Genomic DNA, 18,846 nt, shown 5'->3' on the forward strand with positions numbered 1-18,846 from the left:
GCGCGCGGGTTTGGCTGGGGTGCAGACGGTGATACCGATTATCCTTCCACCGCTGCAGCCCGCGCGGCCAAAACGTGGCACCTTGGCCCGCCTGTCACCCAGGCAACGGGCCGTGTCAGAAGTACGTTTTCGGGATCAGCCCGTTGGCATAGGCTTCGCGCTCCAGTTCCTCGCGGAAATCGGGGTGCGCGATGGAGATCATCGCCTTGGCGCGTTCCGCTACCGGCAGACCTTTGAGGCAAGCCATCCCGTATTCGGTCGCCACGTACATCACGTCGGTGCGCGGCACGGTCACGATCGTGCCCGGCGCCAGCCCCGCCACCACGCGGCTCTTGCGCACCCCGTGCTTCTCGTAGGTCGATGGCATGCACAGGAACCCGCGTCCGCCTTCGGATTCATAGGCCGCCCGCACGAAACCCAGCTGCCCGCCCGTGCCGCTGAAGTGCCGGTAGCCGTCCGCTTCCGATGCCGCCTGCCCCTGCAGATCCATCTGCCCGGTGCTGTTGACCGAGAACACATTGTCGTTGCGCGCCACCGTCTTGGGCAGGTTGGTATAGTCCACCTGCCGCGCCACGAAGGCCGGATTGCGGTCGAGCGCGGCGTAGATATCCGCCGTCCCGATCGCGAAGGCATAGACCGCCTCGCCCACATCGATCTGCTTGCGCGCGCCGTTCGCCGCGCCGGCCTTGACCAGTTCGACGAGGCCCTCGACCATCATCTCGGTGTGGACGCCAAGGTCCTTCACCCCGGCACCCGCGATCGCGCGGCCAACCGCATTGGGCAGGCCGCCGATGCCCAGCTGCAGGCAGTCGCCATCGCGGATCTCCGCCGCGACCAGCCGCGCAATGGCAAGGTCCACCTCGCTTGAGGTGGCGCCGGGCAGTTCGGGGGCAGGGAGGGGCGGCACGTCGATCACGAAGTCCACTTCGCTCTCGTGCACCGCATTGTCCGGTCCGAAGCAGTAGGGCAGCGCCGGATTGACCTCGACGATCACCACATCTGCCTTCTCGACCAGCGAACGCAGGTATGAGGCCGAGATCGAGAAGTTGTAGTTGCCCTGCGCGTCCTTCGGGCAGACCTGAAACACCGCGATATCCACGCGCTCGACGAACCGCCGGTAGAGATCGGGCCATTCGCCAAGGTTCAGCGGGATATATGTGCAGCGACCCGCATCGAACTGCCGCCGATCATACCCGCTGAAGTGCCAGCTTGCCGAAAGCACATGCGCACCTTCGGGATCAGCCTCCTGAAACGCGCGCGGGCGGGTCGTCAGGCAGCTGCGCACCTTCACACCGGAAAGCTCGTGAACCCGCGCCGCCAAGGCCTTGTCGAACGCCTCGGTCTGTGTCGCGCCGAACCCGTAGTCGAGCCACATGCCTGGCTTCACCAGCGCTGCGGCGTCCTCGGCCGTGATTACCTGCGGCATGTCAGGCGCGCTTTCCCGTCCGCAGCAGCCAGAACGCCGCCGCAAACAGCCCCGCGACCAGAAGGCTCATCCACAGCTGGCTTGCAAGGTCCGGCTGCAGCCCCATGAACACCAACACGGCCAGCATGGCGGCCAGCGCGATCAGGGTGCCGAAGGGGTGGAACCACATCTTCAGCGTCAGCCTCTCCGGCGCCTCGCGTTCCATCCGCGTCCGCTCCTTCAGCTGTGCGATGCCGACCAGCCCATAGAGCAGGATCATCGTCACGCCCGAGGAATTGACGAGGAAGCTGAACACCGTCCCCGGCGAAAGCCACTGCGCGGCCAGCGCGCCATAGGCAAACAGGCTGGCGGCAATGATCGCCCGCGCCGGCACCCCCCGCGCGTTCACGTGCACCAGCCAGTCCGGCGCGTCGCCGAAGCGCGCAAGGCCGAACAGCGCGCGGCTCGTCACATAGAGCCCGCTGTTGAGGCACGAGAGCACCGCCACGAGCACCACGGCGCTCATGATCGTCTCGCCGCCCGGAATGTGCATCGCCGCCAGCGTCGTGGCGAAGGGCGAATGGCCGGGCACGATCTGCGTCCACGGCACCACCGCGACGATGAGGCCGATGGCGAGCACGTAGAAGATCACGATCCTGAGGGCGACCGAGACGGTCATCCGCGCGATCACCTTGGCGGGATCGGGCGATTCCGCCGCCGCGATTGTTGCGATCTCCGCCCCGCAGAGCGAGAAGATGGTGGATGCCACCCCCGCAAGCACCGGCCCCCAGCCATGTGGGGCAAAGCCGCCGTGCGCCGTCAAGTTGCCGATGGAAAAGCCCTGCGGCGCGGTGATCCCGAAGACCCACAGCGCGCAGATCAGGCTGAACACCAGGATCGCGGCCACCTTGATCGAGGAGAACCAGAATTCGAACTCGCCGTAGCTGCGGGTGGACATGAGGTTCACCCCCGTCATCAGCGCGGTAAGCCCCGCGCCGATCGCCCATTCCGGCACGCCCGGCAGCCAGCCGCCGATGATCTTGGCCCCGGCAATCGCTTCCACCGCCACGACCACGACCCAGAAATACCAGTAGAGCCAGCCAGAGAGGAAGCCCGCCAGATGCCCCAGCCCCGCGCGCGCAAAGTCCGGAAAGGTCCGCACGCCTTCCAGCACGATCGCCATTTCCGCGATCATCCGCATCACCAGCAGGATGAGGAGCCCCGCGATCAGGTAGGAAATCACTGCCGCAGGGCCGGTCAGCGAGATCGTGGTGGAAGATCCGACAAACAGGCCCGCACCGATGATCCCGCCAATCGCGATCATCGAAACGTGCCGCGGCAACAGCGTACGGCTTAGCTCAACCCCGCCACCAGTCTCTGCGATCCCCACTGCGCCCACGCCATTCCCCTTTGCTTGACCCGCCCTAGGGATAAGCGGCGCTACGGTGCTGTCAAACCCTCCATTGCCAGTATTGCCCCCTCCCCGGCGGGGAGGGGTTGGGGGAGGGGGGTCGGCCTATCCGGCGAGCGACGGACACCCCCAGCCAGCCACCCCCCGACCGGGGAGCAATCAAGCACCCCCCTCAAAACCCCAGCGGCGCATTCTCCTTCACTTCCTTCATCACAAAGAACGTGCGCGTCTGCCGCACCCCGGGCAAGGTCAGCAGCCTTTGCCCATGCAGTGCGTTGAAATCGGCAATGTCGCGCACGCGGATCTTAAGCAGGTAGTCGAAGTCCCCCGCCACCAGATTGCAATCGAGCACTTCCTTCATCCCGACCACCGCGCCTTCGAACGCGGCAAAGCTTTCCGGTGTCGAGCGATCGAGCACCACGCCCACCATCACCAGCGTGCCGAGCCCGACCACGCCCGGATCGACCGCGCCGCGAAAGCCCGTGAGCGCGCCCGCCTCGACCAGCCGCGCAACGCGCCGATGGCAGGTCGCCGGGCTGATATTGGCCGCCTCGGCCAGCTCCGCATTGGACCGCCGCCCGTCCGCCTGCAGCAAGCGCAGCAGGTTGCGGTCGATCCGGTCAAGCTCGATGGAAGAATCTTTCATAAATTACCAATTTATCGAACAATCAAGGAAACAGGAAGCCCATTAGTATCAATCACGGTCGATCAAGCCCCCAAGATTGCAAGCACCTTCCACGCAGTTTGCATTAGTTTCGCCCCCGAATCAAACGCATGTCGGAGCCCACATGTCTCTCCTCGCCAAGTTCGAACGCTACCCGCTCACCTACGGCCCCACCCCCATCGAGCGACTCCCCCGCCTCAGCGAAGCGCTTGGCAGCAAGGTCGAGATCTGGGCCAAGCGCGATGATTGCAACTCGGGCCTCGCCTTCGGCGGCAACAAGTTGCGCAAGCTCGAATACATCGTCCCCGATGCCATCGCCTCGGGCGCGGACACGCTGGTTTCCATCGGCGGCGTGCAATCGAACCACACCCGCATGGTCGCCGCCACTGCCGCCAAGCTCGGCATGAAGTGCGTCGTCGTGCAGGAGAAGTGGGTGCCGCATTATGACGCCGTCTACGACCGCGTCGGCAACATCCTGCTCACCCGCCTGATGGGCGCGGACAGCCGCCTCGTCGATGATGGTTTCGATATCGGCATCCGCCAGAGCTGGGAAGATGCGATCGAAAGCGTCAAGGCAGCGGGCGGCAAGCCCTATCCGATCCCCGCCGGCGCCTCGGTCCACAAGTTCGGCGCGCTCGGCTACGTCGGCTTTGCGGAAGAAGTCGCGGCGCAGGAGGCCGAACTCGGCTTCACGTTCGATTACATCGCTGTGTGCGTCGTCACCGGCTCGACCCAGGGCGGCATGATCGTCGGCTTCGCCGCGCAGGACCGCGCCCACACCGTGATCGGTATAGACGCATCGGGCACGCTCGAGCAGACCCGCAGTCAGGTGCGCATGATCGTCGACAATACTGCGGATCTCGTCGGCCTCGGCCGCAATGTCCGTGAGGATGAGATCGTCATCAACCCCGACTATGCGTACCCGGCCTATGGCGTGCCATCCGAGGAAACCAACGAGGCCATCCGCCTTGCCGCCCGGACCGAGGCGATGATCACCGACCCGGTCTACGAGGGCAAATCGATGCAGGGCATGATCGACCTCACGCGCAAGGGCTTCTTCCCCGAAGGCAGCCGCGTCCTCTACGCCCACCTCGGCGGTGCGCCCGCGATCAACGGCTACAGCTACTACTACAAGGACGGCTGATTCCCGCACCGCGCAAAACCGATCGTTAACGCCGAATCGGTTAGAGTTCCGTCATGGCGCGGAGCAGCACATCCAGTCCAGCCCGCCTGATCGTAGCTGGCATCCTTGTCGTTGGCCTGTCCATCGGCGTTTCGATGGCTGCCACCCACGCGATGTTCCAGATCGACGGCACGATCTACTACCGCGATGCCATGCTGGTCGCGTTTTGCATTCCCGCGTTCGTCGCTCCGCCTTCGTTTCTCTACTACGTCTGGGTCGCGCGGCGGATGGAGCAGCTTAATGCGCAGCTTGATCGGCTGGCGCGACAGGATCCGCTGACCGGCCTCGACAATCGGCGCGCCTTTGTCGAGCAGGCGTCTGCCCGCCTCGGGGGCGCGTCAGCGCACATGCTGGCGATGATCGATCTGGATCACTTCAAGCGCATCAATGACAGCCTTGGCCACGCTGGCGGCGATCTCGCACTCCAGCACGCAGCCGCCGTGATAACCGCCGCCGCGCCGTCCGATGCGCTGGTGGCGCGCCTCGGCGGCGAGGAATTCGGCCTGCTATTCGCGCTGGACCCCGGCGAGGGTGCCCGCGCTTCCGGTGAAGCGGCGGTGGAAGCGATCCGCCTGCGCCTTGAAGCCCTCCCGCTCATCACACCCGCCGGCCTGACCCGCATAACTGCAAGCTTCGGCATCGCCATATCGCGCGCCGACGAAAGCCTCGATCATCTGCTGTGCCGCGCCGACAACGCACTCTATGCCGCCAAGAATGGCGGCCGAAACCGGCTGGCCGTTGCCGGGCAGGCCTAAAGCCGCTCCAGCGTGAGCAACCTCTTGTCACCCAGCCACGCCCGCCCCAGCGCCGCTTCTGCCGCGCGCGCTTCCAGCTTGTGCCCCAACGCGGTCTCGCTCTGCGCCAGGCCCCATAGCGCCCAGCCATTCCCCGGCGCCACCAGCAGTGCCTGCTGGAAGGCCTCGCGCGCCTCGGCGGGCTTCCCCGCCGCCAGCAGCGCCGCGCCGAGCGATTGCCCCACCGGATAATACCAGTACGGCGGCTCTTGATAGGGGATCGTTCCTTCGATTGCCTGTGCCTTGCGATACGCGTCCGCCGCCGCCGCAAAGTCCCCCTGCGCAAAGGCCATGCGCCCGCGCATCACGTGCTGCGCCAAATGGATAAGGTCGGTCCCCGGCACCCCCTGGCCTTCCAGCACCTTGATCCCGGGATCGGCGGTCAGTGTGTCCATCGCCGCCAGCTCCCGCGCCAGCGCCTCCGGCTGCTTCAGCCGCGCAAAGGCCACCCCGCGCGCATAGTGCCACATCGCCCGCACATAGGGCAGGCGCGCATCGGGCTTCGGCAGCGCCAGGATCTGCGCCGGCGTCCCCCCTTGTGCAAAGGCGAACGAGGGCGCGGCGACCACCGCCTGCACCCAGCCCAGTTCCACCGCCTTGTCCTCGGGGATGATCCGCATCAGCTTGCGCGCCTGCGCCACCGCGAGGCCGAGATCGCCCGCCTGCTGCGCCGAGGTCACGATGAAGTGGACGTTGTGCGGATAATAGCCGTAGCGATAGAGCCCGTCGTCGGGCACCCGCGCCAGATAGGCCTCGTCGGATCTCGCCGCCGCCACGTTGGCCCGGATCGAATCCTTGTAGCGCCCGATCCGGTAATAGATGTGTCCGGGCATATGGACGAGGTGCCCCGCCTCGGGCATCGCGCCCATGGCCAGCGCATCCGCCGCCTTCTCGGCCCGCGCCGGATCGACATAGTTTTCCATCAGGTGGATATAGAGGTGCGCAGCCTGCTGGTGTCCGGGATGTCGCGCCAGCACGCCTTCCACCAGCGCCACCGCCGTGTCGATCCGCGCGCGCGGCTGGCTGCGGCCCGGCTGCCAGTAGTTCCACGGGCTCGTGTCCATCGCCGCTTCGGCCGCCAGCACTGCCAGATCATCGTTGCCCGGCCGCTGCGCCGCAAGGCCCAGCATGGCATCGGCATAAGCCGCGTCCATCGCTGCCCGGTCTGCCTTCGGGTCGGCGGAATAGCGCGCCGCCAGCGCGGCAATCAGCGCCCGGTCGAGCGGGGGCGCATTCCCCGCGAGGGCCTGCGCCTTCTCCAGCGCGGTCAATGTCGGCGCGAGCGCCTTCGCTTCCATCGGCGCGTTGATATTGGGCCCTTGCACCAGCGCCTCGCCCCAGAAGCACAGCGCGCACCCGGGCGCGAGCGCCTGCGCCTTCCTGAACGAGGCGACCGCCGCTGCATGGTTGAAGTTGTAGGCCATCTCGATGCCCTGATCGAACCACGGCCGCGCCTGCGCTGTCAGCCCACCAGGCTCCAGCGCCGAGCGCGGCACACCGCCATAAAGCGGGAACGTGCCCGGCACGACCGGCCCTATCAGCGAGGCGGCCTGCTGCAATCGCCGCAGCAGGATCGGCGTGCTGGCGCCGGCCTTCTCCGCACAGGCCGCCGCCGCCAGCCGCGAAGGATCGAGCATGGCGAGCGCCGCCGCGTCAGATGGTGGCGCACGGTGCAAGGTGGTCGCGGCGGCGGCCGCCATCGCCCCGCCTGTCAGCAAGGCCAGACCCAGCACTCGATAGACTCGCATGCGACCCCTCTCTCATCGCCCGGGAAGCATCAGCCTATGCCTGCCGCGGCGGTGGTGCAATCGCCCCGGTTTCGATACGATCCGTCACGCAGCGATCAGGGCCATGCAAAGGTCAGGAGTTCTTCAGAGCGTCGGAGTTTCTCCCGTCGAGATAGTCTCGGAGCAGGCCCACCAATTGTTCGGCATTTGCTCGGCCCAGCCGTGCGGTGAGATCGAGTTCAAGTTCTGTTTTTGCCAGATAGGCGGCTTGCAGGAACGCCCGCCCGCTGGCCGTAAACACCACGCGCTGCGAACGGCGGTCATCTGGATCGGCTTCCCGGGAAACATATCCCAGTTGCTGCAGATTGATGATGAGTTCCGATGCCGATTGCTTGGTCAGGCCCGCGCGGCGCGCCACTTCGGTCAGCCGTGTTCCGGCGATGTCGATATGCGGAAGAATCGCCGCATGCGCGAGGGTCAATTGCGGATGACCGCTCGCCCGGACCTTGTCGATCGCCGCCTCATTGTATTGCCGAGAGGCGCGCAGCAGCAGGCGTCCGAAACTGTGCTCACGCAGATGCGTGATCGCCTGTTCGGTGGCCACGGAGAAACTTTCGGGTTCATCACTTGACATCGGTCAGGTATCCTGACTAGATAGTACGGAGTCCTGACTATCAAGGAGAATCCCCGATGTCCACAGTGAACGACGACGTCGCAATATCGGCCAGATCGTTTATCCAATGCGTATGGAATGCCGAGGACGGCGTCCGGCACCTGTCGGATTGGCTGGCCCCGGATTACCTCGACCACGCTTATCAGGGCGATGCGGCCGGGCTCGCCAACGCGATCGCCGAACTTCGGCAGGCCTTTCCCGATGCGCAGTTCGAGATCGAGGACGTGGTTGCCGAAAGAAGCACTGCAGTACTGAGGATGCGGCTCCGGGCGACCCACTCCGGTGCCTTTCGCGGGACGGCGGCAACCGGCGCCGCTGTCGACGTCAAGGTTTTCCGCTGGCTCCGTTTCGATCGGGGCCGCATCGCCGAGCATTGGGCGCTCCTCGATACCGCCTCTCTGCTGCGCCAGCTCGCTGCCTGATCGTTAGCCCGTGGAAGCGGCGAGGAGCAGCACGCCTCGTGCAGCAAGGGCGGAGCTGCAGGTCCAGCCTAGGTGCGGCGCTCTCGATATGAGACCAATTGCCTGGAACTTCTCTCCATCATCGAGGTGAGTTCTCCCGAAGATTGGGCGCCGATCCGGCATATGGGCAGCCTCTGAACCGCCAAATCGCAAACAGCACCAATACATCGCTGAGCAAATCGTCGACGTGCGTTGCCAGTTAGACGAGTGATACCAGAAGCAGATTCCATCTGATGCCACTGGCGCCGTCGCGACGTTCCGAACCCGCCATGGCCGCGTTCGGAGCTGGCACGCGTCGCGTCCAAACTCTTCGCAATACACTGGGAATAAAGATTATGTCGTTGCTAACTCATGCTGTAAGGCCTGCGCTATCGCCAGTTCTGCCGATCGCTCTTGGCTTGGTCGCGTTTATCGTCGTGGCCTTTGCCCAATTCGAATTGCGCGGCCTCGTCCCGCTGGGCGCGCTCCCGCTGCTTGTGCACCTGCATGGCGCATTGATGCTGTCCTGGCTGATCGTCTTTGCGTTGCAGGCGGTGATTGCAAACCGGCAGATGCGCTCAGCCCACCGGGTGCTTGGTCTCGTCGCTGGCCCCCTTGTATTGCTGATCCCGCCGGTCACTGTCGCCGCCTGCATCGCGATGCTGCGCATGCACATGGCCCCACCGTTCTTCAGCCCGGCATTCTTCTTGTCTTTGGTGGTTGTGGAAGTTCTTGCCTTCGCGGCATTGGTTGGCTGGGCGCTGGCGCTGCGCCGCGAGTCTGATTGGCACTACCGCTTGATGATCGGCGCCACGATCGTGCTAATGGAGCCTGCTGTAGGACGGGCGTTGCCATTGCCGATCATTGGCGCAGCCATGGAACAAACCATCGCACTCGTGCTGCAACTCCTGGTGGTCGGTTGCATCGCCTTGATCGACAGGCGAGGTGGCCGGAAAATCCATCCAGCCACACTCTCCGTCGCCGCAGTTATTGTGGGAACCCATCTGCTTGATGTCGCATTTGCTCAGGTTCCCGCGGTCCAACTGGTGGCAAATGCGCTTGCCGCTTAGCGATCCCTGCGCCGCCTACTCCGCCGCTTCGCGCTGCGCTTCGCGGGCGAACATCTCGACCAGTTCGTCGTCGGTCGCTTCAAGCAGCTTCGCCGCCCAGGTGTGGAACACCTGTCCGCCGCGCTCGTTGCGGCCGAACAGCACGTCCTTCATCAGGCCGCTCTGCAGCGCTTCGTGCTGGCGCTTGCCGGTCTTGTAGTCCTCGTCGCGCACCACGATCTCGAGGAAGTCGAACTGCTCGTGCGCGGCCTTGATCGCCACTTCGTCGTCCGGCTTCTTCTCCATCACGTAGAACTGGGTGGTGAAGCTCTCGCCTACCTTGTCGCCGGGGAAGAGCTGGCTGATCATCGCACCGCGCAGGCCGCCGCCGTAGAAGCTGGCGATCGAGATGTGCGGGAAGATCGTCCACACGCCTTGCACCAGCACGTCGTCGGAAATCTCGTCATCGTTAAGCTGGCTGAGGTCGATCTGGCGGTCATCGCCCGAGGAAACCTTGATGGCGAACTTGGAGGGGGTGGAGAGGCGCTGGTGCGGCCCGAACTCGAAGTAGTTGGCGCGGTTGTAGAAGTCCGAACCGAACGTGTTCGCGTGAAGAACCGGCAGGTGGTAGAAATCGAGGTAGCCGTCGTAGGCGGTCTTCCAGTTCGGCCCGGAAAGCGTACGCTGGCTGAAGAGATACCAGTCCTTGAACCCGAACGCCTCGAGCAGCGCGTCATAGCCGCACAGGTAATCGGCGATCGAAAGCTTCGACTTGGGATCGAGCGTCGCCCAGATGAGGCCAGCGCTCTCATAGACCGGGAAGCGCGTCAGGCAGAGCGCCGCCTTGTCCACCGCGCCGAAATCCTGCGGGCTCGCCACGCCGATGAGGTCGCCGTCGTTCTTGAAGGTCCAGCCGTGATAGCCGCAGGTGAAGCGGCTGGCATTGCCGCTGCCCGAGGCCACCGGGTTGCCGCGGTGCGTGCACATGTTGAGGAACGCGCCGACCGTCCCATCGCGCTGGCGGGTCAGCAGCAGCGGCACGCCAGCAATGTCCATCGCCTTGTAGTCGCCGGGGTTGGGCAGCTCGCACGAAGGCGCCACCATCAGCGGCAAGCGGCGGAAGATCTGCTTCTTCTCGCGCTCGAACAGCGCCTCGTCGGTATAGGTCGAGGCCGGAATGCGCACGACTTCGTCCGCGAGTTCCATCGTCCCGGCATCGCCGTGGGCGATAAGCGAACGGGTCATTTCGATCAGCTGTTCACGTGACATGGTCGTATCCTCGGTTCCCGGTGCAGGGCTTTCCCGGCTGACAGTGATCCCCGGCAGCCCTGCCTGCAATTGTCATTTTTGCTTGGTGCGGCCTAACGCGATAATTGCGCGTTGAGCAGCATATGGAAATGCCGGATCTTCGTCTCGCCATAATTGGCAAACACGATCTCCTCCGATTTGATCGACTTCATGCCCCGCTGCACGTGCGGCAGGTTCACCACGTCCTGGTTGAACACCTTGGCCAGCATGCCAAGCTCCTCTGCGTCGCAATAGTCGTCATCGAAATCGAGCCAGTGGACCTTGGCAGGCGCGGGGCGCGGCTCGCCCTTGCGCACCGGCATCATGAACATCGTCTCGTGGATGCATTCCTCCGGATTGTCGCCCAGCGGGCGGAATCGGTAGAAGATCGGGTTGAGGCACCCCCACGGGCTGATGTTGGGGAAGAGGTTGTAGTAGATCGTGTCGACGAATTCGGCGTCGGACAGCGTATCGACCTCATCGCCCAGCACGCCCCGCCAATGCTCGCGCGCCGCATCCGCCATCGCCTTGCGGCGGCCCTCCACCGGGCCGGTCGTGGTGTGGTCCTCTTCCAGCTCCCACCCGGCAGGCAGTTTGCCGCCGACCCAGTCGCACAGCTGTACGTCGGCGTGATCGAGTTCGCCGTCGATATGGTGCGCCTGGTGGTCGAAGATCCCCGTTCGCCCGTCGCGCGCGGTTACCTTCACGCGGTCCTCGCCGAGCCTCTCGTAGACATTCCCCGAAAGCGCGTGGCGCACCTTGGCATAAGTCTTCGCGCCCTCCAGCGGCTCCGCCACCACCGCCGGGTTCACATGCGGGCTGAGAAGCCCATTGGGCGAAATCGCGCGCGACATGTTGCCGAACACGTCATACTTCGAATTGGCATCGCCCATCACATCCAGCAGCGTCGGGTGCGTCGCCACCACGTGATAGGCCTCCATGAAGGCCTCCTGCGCCACCTTCCAGTTGCACCGCAGCTTCTTCGCCACGTGCACCGCCTTGTAGCGCCGCTCGAACGGGATCGGCTGGAAGTGCCGGTCGATATCGCCGAGGAAGTCCTCGAAGCTTTCTGCCTTGTCGTCCGGATTGATGAACACCCAGCCACCCCAGCGCCCCACGCGCACCGGCGGCAGGCTGTGGGTCTTTGCGCTGACGGAGGGGAAGTCCCACTGGCACGGCACTTCCTTCAGGGCTCCGTCGATCCCCCAGTTCCAGCCGTGGAATGGGCAGCGAAAGCTGTGCAGCCCCTTGCTGTCCTCGGTCAGCAGCGCCCGCCCGCGGTGGAGGCAGGCGTTGGGAAAGGCCTTGATCTCGTCCGGCCCGGTGCGCACCACGATGTAGGACAAGTGTGCGATATCATAGACATGGCTGTCGCCAACGTTCGGGATATCGTCCTCGTGGCAGGCCATCTGCCACACCCGCTTCCACAGCCGTTCGACCTCCAGATCGAAGAAATCGCGCGAGTAGTAGATGCTGGGATCGACGATTGTCGGCCCCGGTGGCAGCGGGCTGTCCTCGCGCAGGCGCTCCGGTACGGCATGCGTGTCCATGTCCAGCAGCGCGTCGTAGGTGATCCCCTTGGACCGGTTGGTGCCCGTCAGCGTCTCGACCATGCTTGCTCTCCTCTTCCGCATGGAAGGATGACGCAGCAGGCCGCCTCCAGGCTTTGACCTGCCTCAAATTCGCGGCCCTCAAAAATGAGAGCGGGATCGCCAGGGCTTGCAACTGCGGCCCTCGTGCGTACCAACAGGCCAAACCGCGCGAGGGGGAGTGCAGCACATGATCCGGACCATCTGCCGCAGCCTTGCCGCCGCCGCCGCGCTCTTCCTCGGCGCCCCGCTCGCCGCCCAATCCGCGTCGCCCTCCGCGCCGCAGGGTGAGGTCGTCACCACCGCCTCGGGCAAGGTCGAAGGCTTCATCCGTAATGGCGTCCTCGAATTCCGCGGCATCCCCTATGCCGCCCCTGTTTCCGGCGATGCACGCTGGAGCATGCCGCAACCCGCAGCGCCCTGGACCGGCGTGCTGCCCGCGATGCACTTCGGCGGCGCTTGCCCGCAGGCCGCGCGCTACGGCCTCACCGAACGCAGCGACGAGGAGAACTGCCTCACCCTCAATGTCAGCCTGCCCATCGCCAAGATCACCACCAAGCGCCCCGTCCTCGTCTGGCTCCACGGCGGCGCCTTCGTCGGCGGCGCGGCCTCGCTCTACCGGCTGGACCGGCTGGCGCAGGGCATGGATGCCGTCGTCGTCAGCGTGAACTACCGCCTCGGCGTGTTCGGCTTCATGGCCCCGCCCGCCGGCACCTCCGGCGCAGGCCATGTCCTCGGCCTCGAAGACCAGCGCCTCGCCCTCAAGTGGATCAAGGCCAACGTTGCAGCCTTCGGCGGCGATCCCGAAAACATAACGCTCGCAGGCGAATCCGCCGGCGCCGCCTCGGTCTGCATGCAGCTCATGGCGCCCGAGCAGACGCGCGGCCTGTTCCACCGCGCGATCATCCAGAGCGGCGCTTGCGGCACCCCCCTGCGCACCCTTGCGCAGGCCGAGGGTTTCGCGGCCAAAGTCGCCAGGGAAGCCGGCTGTGCCGATCTCGCCTGCCTCAAGACCATCGATCCGCAGGCCCTGGTCGCCGCCGGCACCCGCGCGTCGAAGGGCGAACTCCTCGCCTTCGCGCCCTTCACCGGCAATCCCACCGTCCCCAAGCCCACGCTCGATGCGCTCAAGGCGGGCGATTTCCTCCGCATCCCCGTCCTCAATGGCTTCACGCGTGACGAGATGCGCCTCTACGTCGGCTACGATGTGCAAGGCGGCGCGAAGATCACCGCCGAGACCTACCCCGCCGCCGTCCGCGCCATCTATGGTGACAAGGCAGACAAAGTTCTCGCCCGCTACCCGCTGAGGCCCGGCGAACTCCCCGCCGAAACCCTCGGCTCGCTGATGACGGACTTCATGCCCGGCCTCGGCATCACCCACTGCCTCGAAATCGAAAGCGGCCGCCTGCTCCGGGCATACACGCCCGTCTTCCAGTGGGAATACGCCGATCGCACTGCCCCCGTGCGCGGCGTCTCGATCCCCATCAGCCCCGAACCCGGGTTCAATCTCGGCGCGGTCCATTCGGCAGAGCTAAATGCGCTATTCCCCAATTTCTCCAACACCGCCGCAATGACCGCGCCTGATCTCGGCCCCGCTTCGCAGGACCTCGCCGATGTGATCGTCACGACCTGGGGCGCCTTCATGCGCGGCAATCCCACCCCGCATGAGTGGCCCGCCACCCGGCCCGGCTCGGTCATGCGCTTCGAACCCACCGCCATCCGCCCTGTCGATGCCTGGGCCGAGTACCAATGCGATTTCTGGCGCGCCGAGTACCCGGCCTTCTTCGCCTCCACATCCCGCTAGAACAAGGACCCCACATGCAAACCGCAATCGTCACCGGCGCCGCGCAGGGCCTCGGCCTCGTCACCGCCCGCCGCCTCGCCGCCGCCGGCTACCGCGTTGTCCTCACCGATCTGCAGGACGTGTCCGCGCAGGCCGCCGCCATCGGCCCCGATGCGATCGGGATCAGCGGCGACGTTTCCAGCGAAGCCTTTGTCGAAGACATGGCCGCGCGCATCGCCAAGGACTTCGGCGGCGCGCAGGTCCTCGTCAACAATGCCGGGATCAGCCTGATCCAGCCCGCCGAAGAAACCACGCTCGATCAGTGGCAGCGCATGATGGCGATCAACCTGCAGGGCCCCTTCCTCCTGTGCCGCGCCTTCGGCCGCCAGATGCTGAGCGCGGGCAAAGGCGCCATCGTCAACGTCGCCTCGGTCGCCGGGCTCGGCGGGGTGATCCACCGCTCGGCCTACAACACCTCCAAGCACGGCCTTGTCGGCCTCACCCGTACCCTCGCGGGCGAATGGGGCGGCCGCGGCGTGCGCGTCAACGCCGTCTGCCCCGGCTGGATCAAGACCGAGATGGACGTGAAGGACATGGGCTCGGGCGCCTACGACGATACCGATATCGTGAACCGCGTGCCGATGGCCCGCTTCGCCCAGCCCGAAGACGTCGCCGAAGCCATCACCTTCCTCGCCTCAGACGCCGCATCCTTCATCAACGGCGTCAGCCTCCCCGTCGATGGCGGCTGGACCGGCGACATCAGCTGGGACAGCCTGCGCCTGAAGACGCGGGGGTGAGGCTAGGACCCTCCCCATTTTTGCGGAGCACACAAACGGAGAGCCGGCAGCACAAAGCCCGGAATACGGGCGCTTCCTTCTCCCCTCCCGCTTGCGGGCGGGGGCGGGGGTGGGCCAGCGGCAAATCGAGAAAGCGCCCCTGCACGAGCCTCCGGCGGGCAAGGGCCACAGCCCTTGCATCCCCAAGCACCTTGAGAATACCCTATCTGTTGTCAACCGCACTCATCATTGCGAGAGCAGCGAAGCAATCCAGAGCTGTGCTTTCGCAGCGCTTTTCTTGGGTGCTGTCACCCCTTGAAGCAGTGCTCGCGATGCCATGCCAGGAATGCCGGATGCGGCCGTTCAAGCGGGCGCTTCGGTGGGATAGCGTAGCCCGTCTTATTGATCAGGCTGCGGATGCTTTCGGGGTCGTTGGCTTGCCGGCTGACACGAATTACCAGATCATCATCGAGGCCGATTAGTCCTCGATCAAACATCCAATGCACTGTTCCCGACAGAGCAATTCCATTTGTGACAATATCGGGCCCACCTCGGTCTACCGGCCTTATGTGGGCTGCTTCCACCTCGGCGCGGCCACCACGATTTATCAGCTTCAAGCCAGTTATTGCGCAACGAGCATCGTAAGCTTCGACCACCCGGCGGCGAAACAATCGGTCACGGACAAGCCGCGAACCGAGATTTGCCGTCCGGGCACGTTCAACCTCGAACTGAAATGGGGCGCGTTCTTCGCGAAGCACATTCTCGGAAGCCTCGTCGATTCTTGGAAGAAAGTTGTCATCTTCCGCGAGTCCAAGGTCAATTATGCGATTGAAGTCCTCGATCGACAGGGGGCGGACTGCGGACTGCGCACGTCCTGAGATCTTGCCTTGAGCGTTCAGAACGCCGCGTTCGACAAGCCCGAGGGGGCCATTGAACGGAACACGATTGGGAAAGTCGAGGTAGGTGCCGGGTTCGATAAGGGCGAGAAACATGTCCTTGCCAGTTGGATCGGGCACTACGTGCATTACCTTTGCCGCGGCAAAGTATCCGCGCGTGTCTCGGACCTTGCTTGGCTCATAATAGATGATCCAGTCATCAACGCAGGCGCTTACGCGACTGAGATATTGACGGGGAAACTAATATCGCTCTGCCGGGCTGTCATCGTAGATCGAGTCAGTCCGGTGGACGAAGATGCCTTTGGCCATTCCGATCACGCTCCCCGGAAAGGTCGTAGTTGATATCAGAAGAATGCGATTACGGTGACACTTTACTAAATCCCCAAATCCACCCTGCGACGGAGCAGCAATCCCCGAACACCACCCTTCCCTCGATCTTGCCACACTGCGGCCTCATCCCAAACCCCGAACCAACTCCGCCGCCCCGGACAGATAACAGCCGCGTCTGTTATCCATAAACCGCTGTCCTACAGCCACCCCGTTGCGGCATGATGCGAACCGCACATCCCCAAGCCGGAATGGTCCGTTTTGCAGCACCATATCGCCCCACGCAGCCGCCCATTGATCGCCTCAACCGATCAAATCGCCCGCACTGATCGAATGCAATTATTCCTCAGGACAGTGTCAACTGTGTCAACCTGCCCCCGCGCCGCCTCTCCAAATGAGGAGTGGGCAAGCCGCGCCCCCCGGCGTTTCATGCGAGCCACACGATAGGGAGAATGCCATGCGTGTTGCTCTGCCCGAAGCCCATCACCAGAACCCGCTCGGCCACCTCTCGGAGCATTATGCGCCCGAGATCGTGAACGCCGCTTTCGGCTTTTCCGATGTCACCTACCGCATGTCGAAGCTGCCCACGCGCCTCTTCGAAGGCGCGCGGATGCGCACCGCGCTGATCAACGGGTGCCAGCTCTGCCAGAACTTCCGCGTGCTGCGCGATCGGCCCGATATCGAGCGCACCAACGGCCCCGCGCCGGATGAGGCGTTCTATGCTGCCGTCCACGAATGGCGCACTTCGTCCGTGCTCTCGGAGCGCGAGAAGCTGGCCATCGAATATGCCGAAAAGGTCGGCCTCGATCCCAAGGCGCTGGCGACTGACGAGGATTTCTGGGCGCGCTACAAGGCCGCGCTGACGGATGAAGAGATCGTCGACCTCGCGTTCTGCGTCGCGGTGTGGATGGGCCTCGGGCGCGTGGCCCACGTGCTCGGCCTCGATGCGGTCTGCGCTTTGCCGGCGCTGCGTGAAGTGGCCTGAAACGTTGGCCTTCCACTGATCCGCCTCTATGCTGGCGGAGCAGGGGAGGGCTGACGATGGACAACGCAGGGATCGAGTTCAACCGGCGCGGCCTGCTTGCCGCACTGGCGGCGGGCGGCACGGCGCTTTCGCTGGGCGCGGCGGGCGCGGCCCGGGCGGCTGAAGGCCCGACGCCCCGCGCGGTGCATGTCTACGATGCGGTCGCCCTGCTCGAGGAGACTGTCCCCCACGGCACCACCCCTTATGGAGAGCGGTTCCGCGTCCCCATCATCGGCGGCACTTTCGCGGGACCGGAAATCAAGGGCCGCATCCTCCCCGGCGGGTTCGACTGGCAGCTGAAGCGGCCCGATGGCTATCTCGAACTCGTTGCCGACTACTTCATGGAAACCGACGACGGCGTCCGCATCCAGGTCACCAACCGCGGCCTGATCGACACCGCGCCGGCTCCCGGCAAGCCGCGCTACGTGATGACCACGCCGAAGTTCGAGGCGCCGATGGGCAAGTACGGCTGGCTCAACCAGTTCATCTTCGCCGGCACCGTTGCACCGGGGGATGGCAAGGTTCCGTCAGTCCACCTCTCGATCTTCAAGTTGGTCTAAGCGCGGCGATGGCGACCCAGACCAACCTTGCGATCAACCCGCGCCGGCTGTGGGAGACGATCCACGATACCGCCCGTTTCGGCGCCACGGCGAAGGGCGGCCTGCGCCGTCTTGCCGCCTCCGCCGAGGACAAGCAGGTGCGGGACTGGTTTCGCGCCGCGTGCGAGGCGGCGGGCTGCACCGTCACGGTCGACCGGGTCGGCAACATGTTCGCGCTCTATCCCGGCCGCCGCCCTGATCTGAAGCCGATCGCCGTCGGCTCGCACCTCGATACCCAGCCGACCGGCGGCAAGTTCGATGGCATCCTCGGCGTCCTTGCCGGGCTCGAGGTGATCCGCACCTTTGCCGAGATGGGTTACCAGACCAGCGCGCCCATCATGGTCATCAACTGGACGAACGAGGAAGGCTCGCGCTTTCCCCCCGCCATGCAGTGCTCTGGCGTCTACGCCGGCGCGCTCGATCTTGAGGCGGCGCTGGCAACGCCCGACCACGACGGGGTGACGTTGGGCGAAGCGCTGGAGGCCATCGGCTATGTAGGCACCGAGCCGGTGCGGCCTGACCGCTTCCAGGCATTGTTCGAGCTGCACATCGAGCAGGGGCCAATCCTCGAGGCCGAAGGGGTTACCATCGGTGCGGTGCAGGGCGTGCAGGGCATCCGCTGGCATGAAGTTACCCTGCGCGGGCAGGATGCGCATACCGGCGCGACACCGATGGCGATGCGCCGCGATGCGCTGTGCGGGATGGCGGCGATGGTCTGCGCCTTGCAGGATATCGGCCGCCGCCATGCGCCCGGTGTCGCCAGCGTCGGCATGGTCGAGAACCGGCCGAACAGCCGCAACGTCGTCCCTGGCGAAGTCTTCTTCACCGCCGATATCCGCCACCCGGAGGAAGCAGTACTCGATGCGATGGAAGCCGAGTTCCTCGCCGCGCTGGCCCGGGCGGCAGGGGAGAATGGGCTGGACGTGGAGCAGCGCCGCAACTGGCATTCGCCCGCCATCGCCTTCGACCCCGTGCTGATCGAGTGCGTGAGGCGCGGCGCGGAACGGGCGGGCTACGTGCCGCGTGATATCCTGTCCGGCGCGGGCCACGATGCGGCCTATCTTGCGCCGCTGGTGCCCACTGCGATGATCTTCGTGCCGTGCGAGGGCGGCATCTCGCACAACGAGATCGAGACCGCCACGCTCGAGGACTGCGGCGCGGGCACACAGGTGCTGCTCAACGCCATCCTTGAATATGACGCGCGTCTGGGCTGAAACGG

At 65.1% G+C, this 18,846-nt stretch carries 17 protein-coding genes; 9 read left to right on the forward strand and 8 right to left on the reverse strand.

Going from position 1 to position 18,846, the window contains the following annotated elements:
• Positions 1–115: 115 nt before the first annotated feature.
• The 3 genes from Q0082_RS12860 to Q0082_RS12870 form a co-directional block, all read right to left on the reverse strand.
• Entirely contained in the window at positions 116–1,426 is a 1,311-nt protein-coding gene (locus Q0082_RS12860; RefSeq protein WP_298193238.1) for an acetyl-CoA hydrolase/transferase C-terminal domain-containing protein, read from the reverse strand.
• Position 1,427: 1 nt separating this feature from the next.
• Entirely contained in the window at positions 1,428–2,804 is a 1,377-nt protein-coding gene (locus Q0082_RS12865) for an amino acid permease (RefSeq protein WP_298193240.1), read from the reverse strand.
• A 184-nt stretch (positions 2,805–2,988) separates the two neighbouring features.
• Complete coding sequence (locus Q0082_RS12870) at positions 2,989–3,462, reverse strand: Lrp/AsnC family transcriptional regulator (RefSeq protein ID WP_072384225.1); 474 nt, start codon at positions 3,460–3,462, stop codon at positions 2,989–2,991.
• Between the two features lie 142 nt (positions 3,463–3,604).
• Here Q0082_RS12870 and Q0082_RS12875 point away from each other — a divergent pair, with 142 nt between their 5' ends.
• Positions 3,605–4,624, forward strand: a complete 1,020-nt coding sequence (locus tag Q0082_RS12875) for a 1-aminocyclopropane-1-carboxylate deaminase (protein WP_298193242.1) — start codon at positions 3,605–3,607, stop codon at positions 4,622–4,624.
• Positions 4,625–4,677: 53 nt separating this feature from the next.
• On the forward strand, positions 4,678–5,418 hold the full coding sequence (locus tag Q0082_RS12880; RefSeq protein WP_298193243.1) for a GGDEF domain-containing protein: 741 nt from the start codon (positions 4,678–4,680) through the stop codon (positions 5,416–5,418).
• On the opposite strand, the gene Q0082_RS12885 is transcribed toward Q0082_RS12880, so the two are convergent.
• Both Q0082_RS12885 and Q0082_RS12890 read right to left on the reverse strand, forming a co-directional pair.
• A complete protein-coding gene (locus Q0082_RS12885; protein WP_298193244.1) occupies positions 5,415–7,205 on the reverse strand; it encodes a hypothetical protein in 1,791 nt (596 codons plus the stop codon). The genes Q0082_RS12880 and Q0082_RS12885 overlap by 4 nt on opposite strands.
• Positions 7,206–7,317: 112 nt before the next feature.
• The gene (locus Q0082_RS12890; protein WP_298193245.1) at positions 7,318–7,818 is read right to left on the reverse strand and encodes a MarR family transcriptional regulator; all 501 of its coding nucleotides are present in this window, start codon (positions 7,816–7,818) and stop codon (positions 7,318–7,320) included.
• A gap of 56 nt (positions 7,819–7,874) precedes the next feature.
• On the opposite strand from Q0082_RS12890, the gene Q0082_RS12895 reads away from it, so the two are divergent.
• Together Q0082_RS12895 and Q0082_RS12900 are read left to right on the forward strand one after the other, a co-directional pair.
• Positions 7,875–8,279, forward strand: a complete 405-nt coding sequence (locus Q0082_RS12895) for an ester cyclase (RefSeq protein ID WP_298193246.1) — start codon at positions 7,875–7,877, stop codon at positions 8,277–8,279.
• Positions 8,280–8,587: 308 nt separating this feature from the next.
• Complete coding sequence (locus Q0082_RS12900; RefSeq protein WP_298193248.1) at positions 8,588–9,367, forward strand: hypothetical protein; 780 nt, start codon at positions 8,588–8,590, stop codon at positions 9,365–9,367.
• Between the two features lie 15 nt (positions 9,368–9,382).
• Here Q0082_RS12900 and Q0082_RS12905 read toward each other — a convergent pair whose 3' ends face one another.
• Both Q0082_RS12905 and Q0082_RS12910 read right to left on the reverse strand, forming a co-directional pair.
• Positions 9,383–10,615 (reverse strand): aromatic ring-hydroxylating dioxygenase subunit alpha, encoded by a 1,233-nt coding sequence (locus tag Q0082_RS12905; protein WP_298193250.1) that lies wholly within the window; start codon positions 10,613–10,615, stop codon positions 9,383–9,385.
• A 92-nt stretch (positions 10,616–10,707) separates the two neighbouring features.
• The gene (locus Q0082_RS12910) at positions 10,708–12,246 is read right to left on the reverse strand and encodes an aromatic ring-hydroxylating dioxygenase subunit alpha (RefSeq protein WP_298193251.1); all 1,539 of its coding nucleotides are present in this window, start codon (positions 12,244–12,246) and stop codon (positions 10,708–10,710) included.
• A 166-nt stretch (positions 12,247–12,412) separates the two neighbouring features.
• On the opposite strand from Q0082_RS12910, the gene Q0082_RS12915 reads away from it, so the two are divergent.
• The gene (locus Q0082_RS12915; RefSeq protein WP_298193254.1) at positions 12,413–14,026 is read left to right on the forward strand and encodes a carboxylesterase family protein; all 1,614 of its coding nucleotides are present in this window, start codon (positions 12,413–12,415) and stop codon (positions 14,024–14,026) included.
• A gap of 14 nt (positions 14,027–14,040) precedes the next feature.
• Positions 14,041–14,802 carry an SDR family oxidoreductase gene (locus Q0082_RS12920; RefSeq protein ID WP_298193256.1) on the forward strand — a complete coding sequence of 254 codons (762 nt, stop codon included), beginning with the start codon at positions 14,041–14,043 and terminating at the stop codon, positions 14,800–14,802.
• 287 nt (positions 14,803–15,089) lie between these two features.
• Here Q0082_RS12920 and Q0082_RS12925 read toward each other — a convergent pair whose 3' ends face one another.
• Positions 15,090–15,797, reverse strand: coding sequence for an HNH endonuclease (locus Q0082_RS12925; RefSeq protein WP_298193257.1), 708 nt, complete (start codon positions 15,795–15,797; stop codon positions 15,090–15,092).
• Positions 15,798–16,461: 664 nt separating this feature from the next.
• Between Q0082_RS12925 and Q0082_RS12930 the strand changes: the two genes are divergently transcribed.
• The 3 genes from Q0082_RS12930 to Q0082_RS12940 are packed head-to-tail and all read left to right on the forward strand — an operon-like array spanning position 16,462 to position 18,841.
• Entirely contained in the window at positions 16,462–16,989 is a 528-nt protein-coding gene (locus tag Q0082_RS12930) for a carboxymuconolactone decarboxylase family protein (RefSeq protein ID WP_298193259.1), read from the forward strand.
• A 56-nt stretch (positions 16,990–17,045) separates the two neighbouring features.
• Positions 17,046–17,588: a DUF3237 family protein gene (locus Q0082_RS12935; RefSeq protein WP_298193262.1), complete on the forward strand. Its 543-nt coding sequence runs from the start codon at positions 17,046–17,048 to the stop codon at positions 17,586–17,588.
• Between the two features lie 8 nt (positions 17,589–17,596).
• Positions 17,597–18,841 (forward strand): M20 family metallo-hydrolase, encoded by a 1,245-nt coding sequence (locus Q0082_RS12940; protein ID WP_298193263.1) that lies wholly within the window; start codon positions 17,597–17,599, stop codon positions 18,839–18,841.
• The last annotated feature ends 5 nt before the right edge of the window (positions 18,842–18,846 follow it).

Origin of the sequence: Novosphingobium sp. (assembly GCF_027489515.1) — a bacterium.
Taxonomy (GTDB): domain Bacteria; phylum Pseudomonadota; class Alphaproteobacteria; order Sphingomonadales; family Sphingomonadaceae; genus Novosphingobium.

What these genes read in the sequence shown, in the direction of transcription:
- Q0082_RS12860 (WP_298193238.1), bottom strand. Translation starts at nt 1,426, where the DNA reads ATGCCGCAGGTAATCACGGCCGAGGACGCCGCAGCGCTGGTGAAGCCA.
- Q0082_RS12870 (WP_072384225.1), bottom strand. Translation starts at nt 3,462, where the DNA reads ATGAAAGATTCTTCCATCGAGCTTGACCGGATCGACCGCAACCTGCTG.
- Q0082_RS12875 (WP_298193242.1), top strand. Translation starts at nt 3,605, where the DNA reads ATGTCTCTCCTCGCCAAGTTCGAACGCTACCCGCTCACCTACGGCCCC.
- Q0082_RS12880 (WP_298193243.1), top strand. Translation starts at nt 4,678, where the DNA reads ATGGCGCGGAGCAGCACATCCAGTCCAGCCCGCCTGATCGTAGCTGGC.
- Q0082_RS12885 (WP_298193244.1), bottom strand. Translation starts at nt 7,205, where the DNA reads ATGCGAGTCTATCGAGTGCTGGGTCTGGCCTTGCTGACAGGCGGGGCG.
- Q0082_RS12890 (WP_298193245.1), bottom strand. Translation starts at nt 7,818, where the DNA reads ATGTCAAGTGATGAACCCGAAAGTTTCTCCGTGGCCACCGAACAGGCG.
- Q0082_RS12895 (WP_298193246.1), top strand. Translation starts at nt 7,875, where the DNA reads ATGTCCACAGTGAACGACGACGTCGCAATATCGGCCAGATCGTTTATC.
- Q0082_RS12900 (WP_298193248.1), top strand. Translation starts at nt 8,588, where the DNA reads ATGGCCGCGTTCGGAGCTGGCACGCGTCGCGTCCAAACTCTTCGCAAT.
- Q0082_RS12905 (WP_298193250.1), bottom strand. Translation starts at nt 10,615, where the DNA reads ATGTCACGTGAACAGCTGATCGAAATGACCCGTTCGCTTATCGCCCAC.
- Q0082_RS12910 (WP_298193251.1), bottom strand. Translation starts at nt 12,246, where the DNA reads ATGGTCGAGACGCTGACGGGCACCAACCGGTCCAAGGGGATCACCTAC.
- Q0082_RS12915 (WP_298193254.1), top strand. Translation starts at nt 12,413, where the DNA reads ATGATCCGGACCATCTGCCGCAGCCTTGCCGCCGCCGCCGCGCTCTTC.
- Q0082_RS12920 (WP_298193256.1), top strand. Translation starts at nt 14,041, where the DNA reads ATGCAAACCGCAATCGTCACCGGCGCCGCGCAGGGCCTCGGCCTCGTC.
- Q0082_RS12930 (WP_298193259.1), top strand. Translation starts at nt 16,462, where the DNA reads ATGCGTGTTGCTCTGCCCGAAGCCCATCACCAGAACCCGCTCGGCCAC.
- Q0082_RS12935 (WP_298193262.1), top strand. Translation starts at nt 17,046, where the DNA reads ATGGACAACGCAGGGATCGAGTTCAACCGGCGCGGCCTGCTTGCCGCA.
- Q0082_RS12940 (WP_298193263.1), top strand. Translation starts at nt 17,597, where the DNA reads ATGGCGACCCAGACCAACCTTGCGATCAACCCGCGCCGGCTGTGGGAG.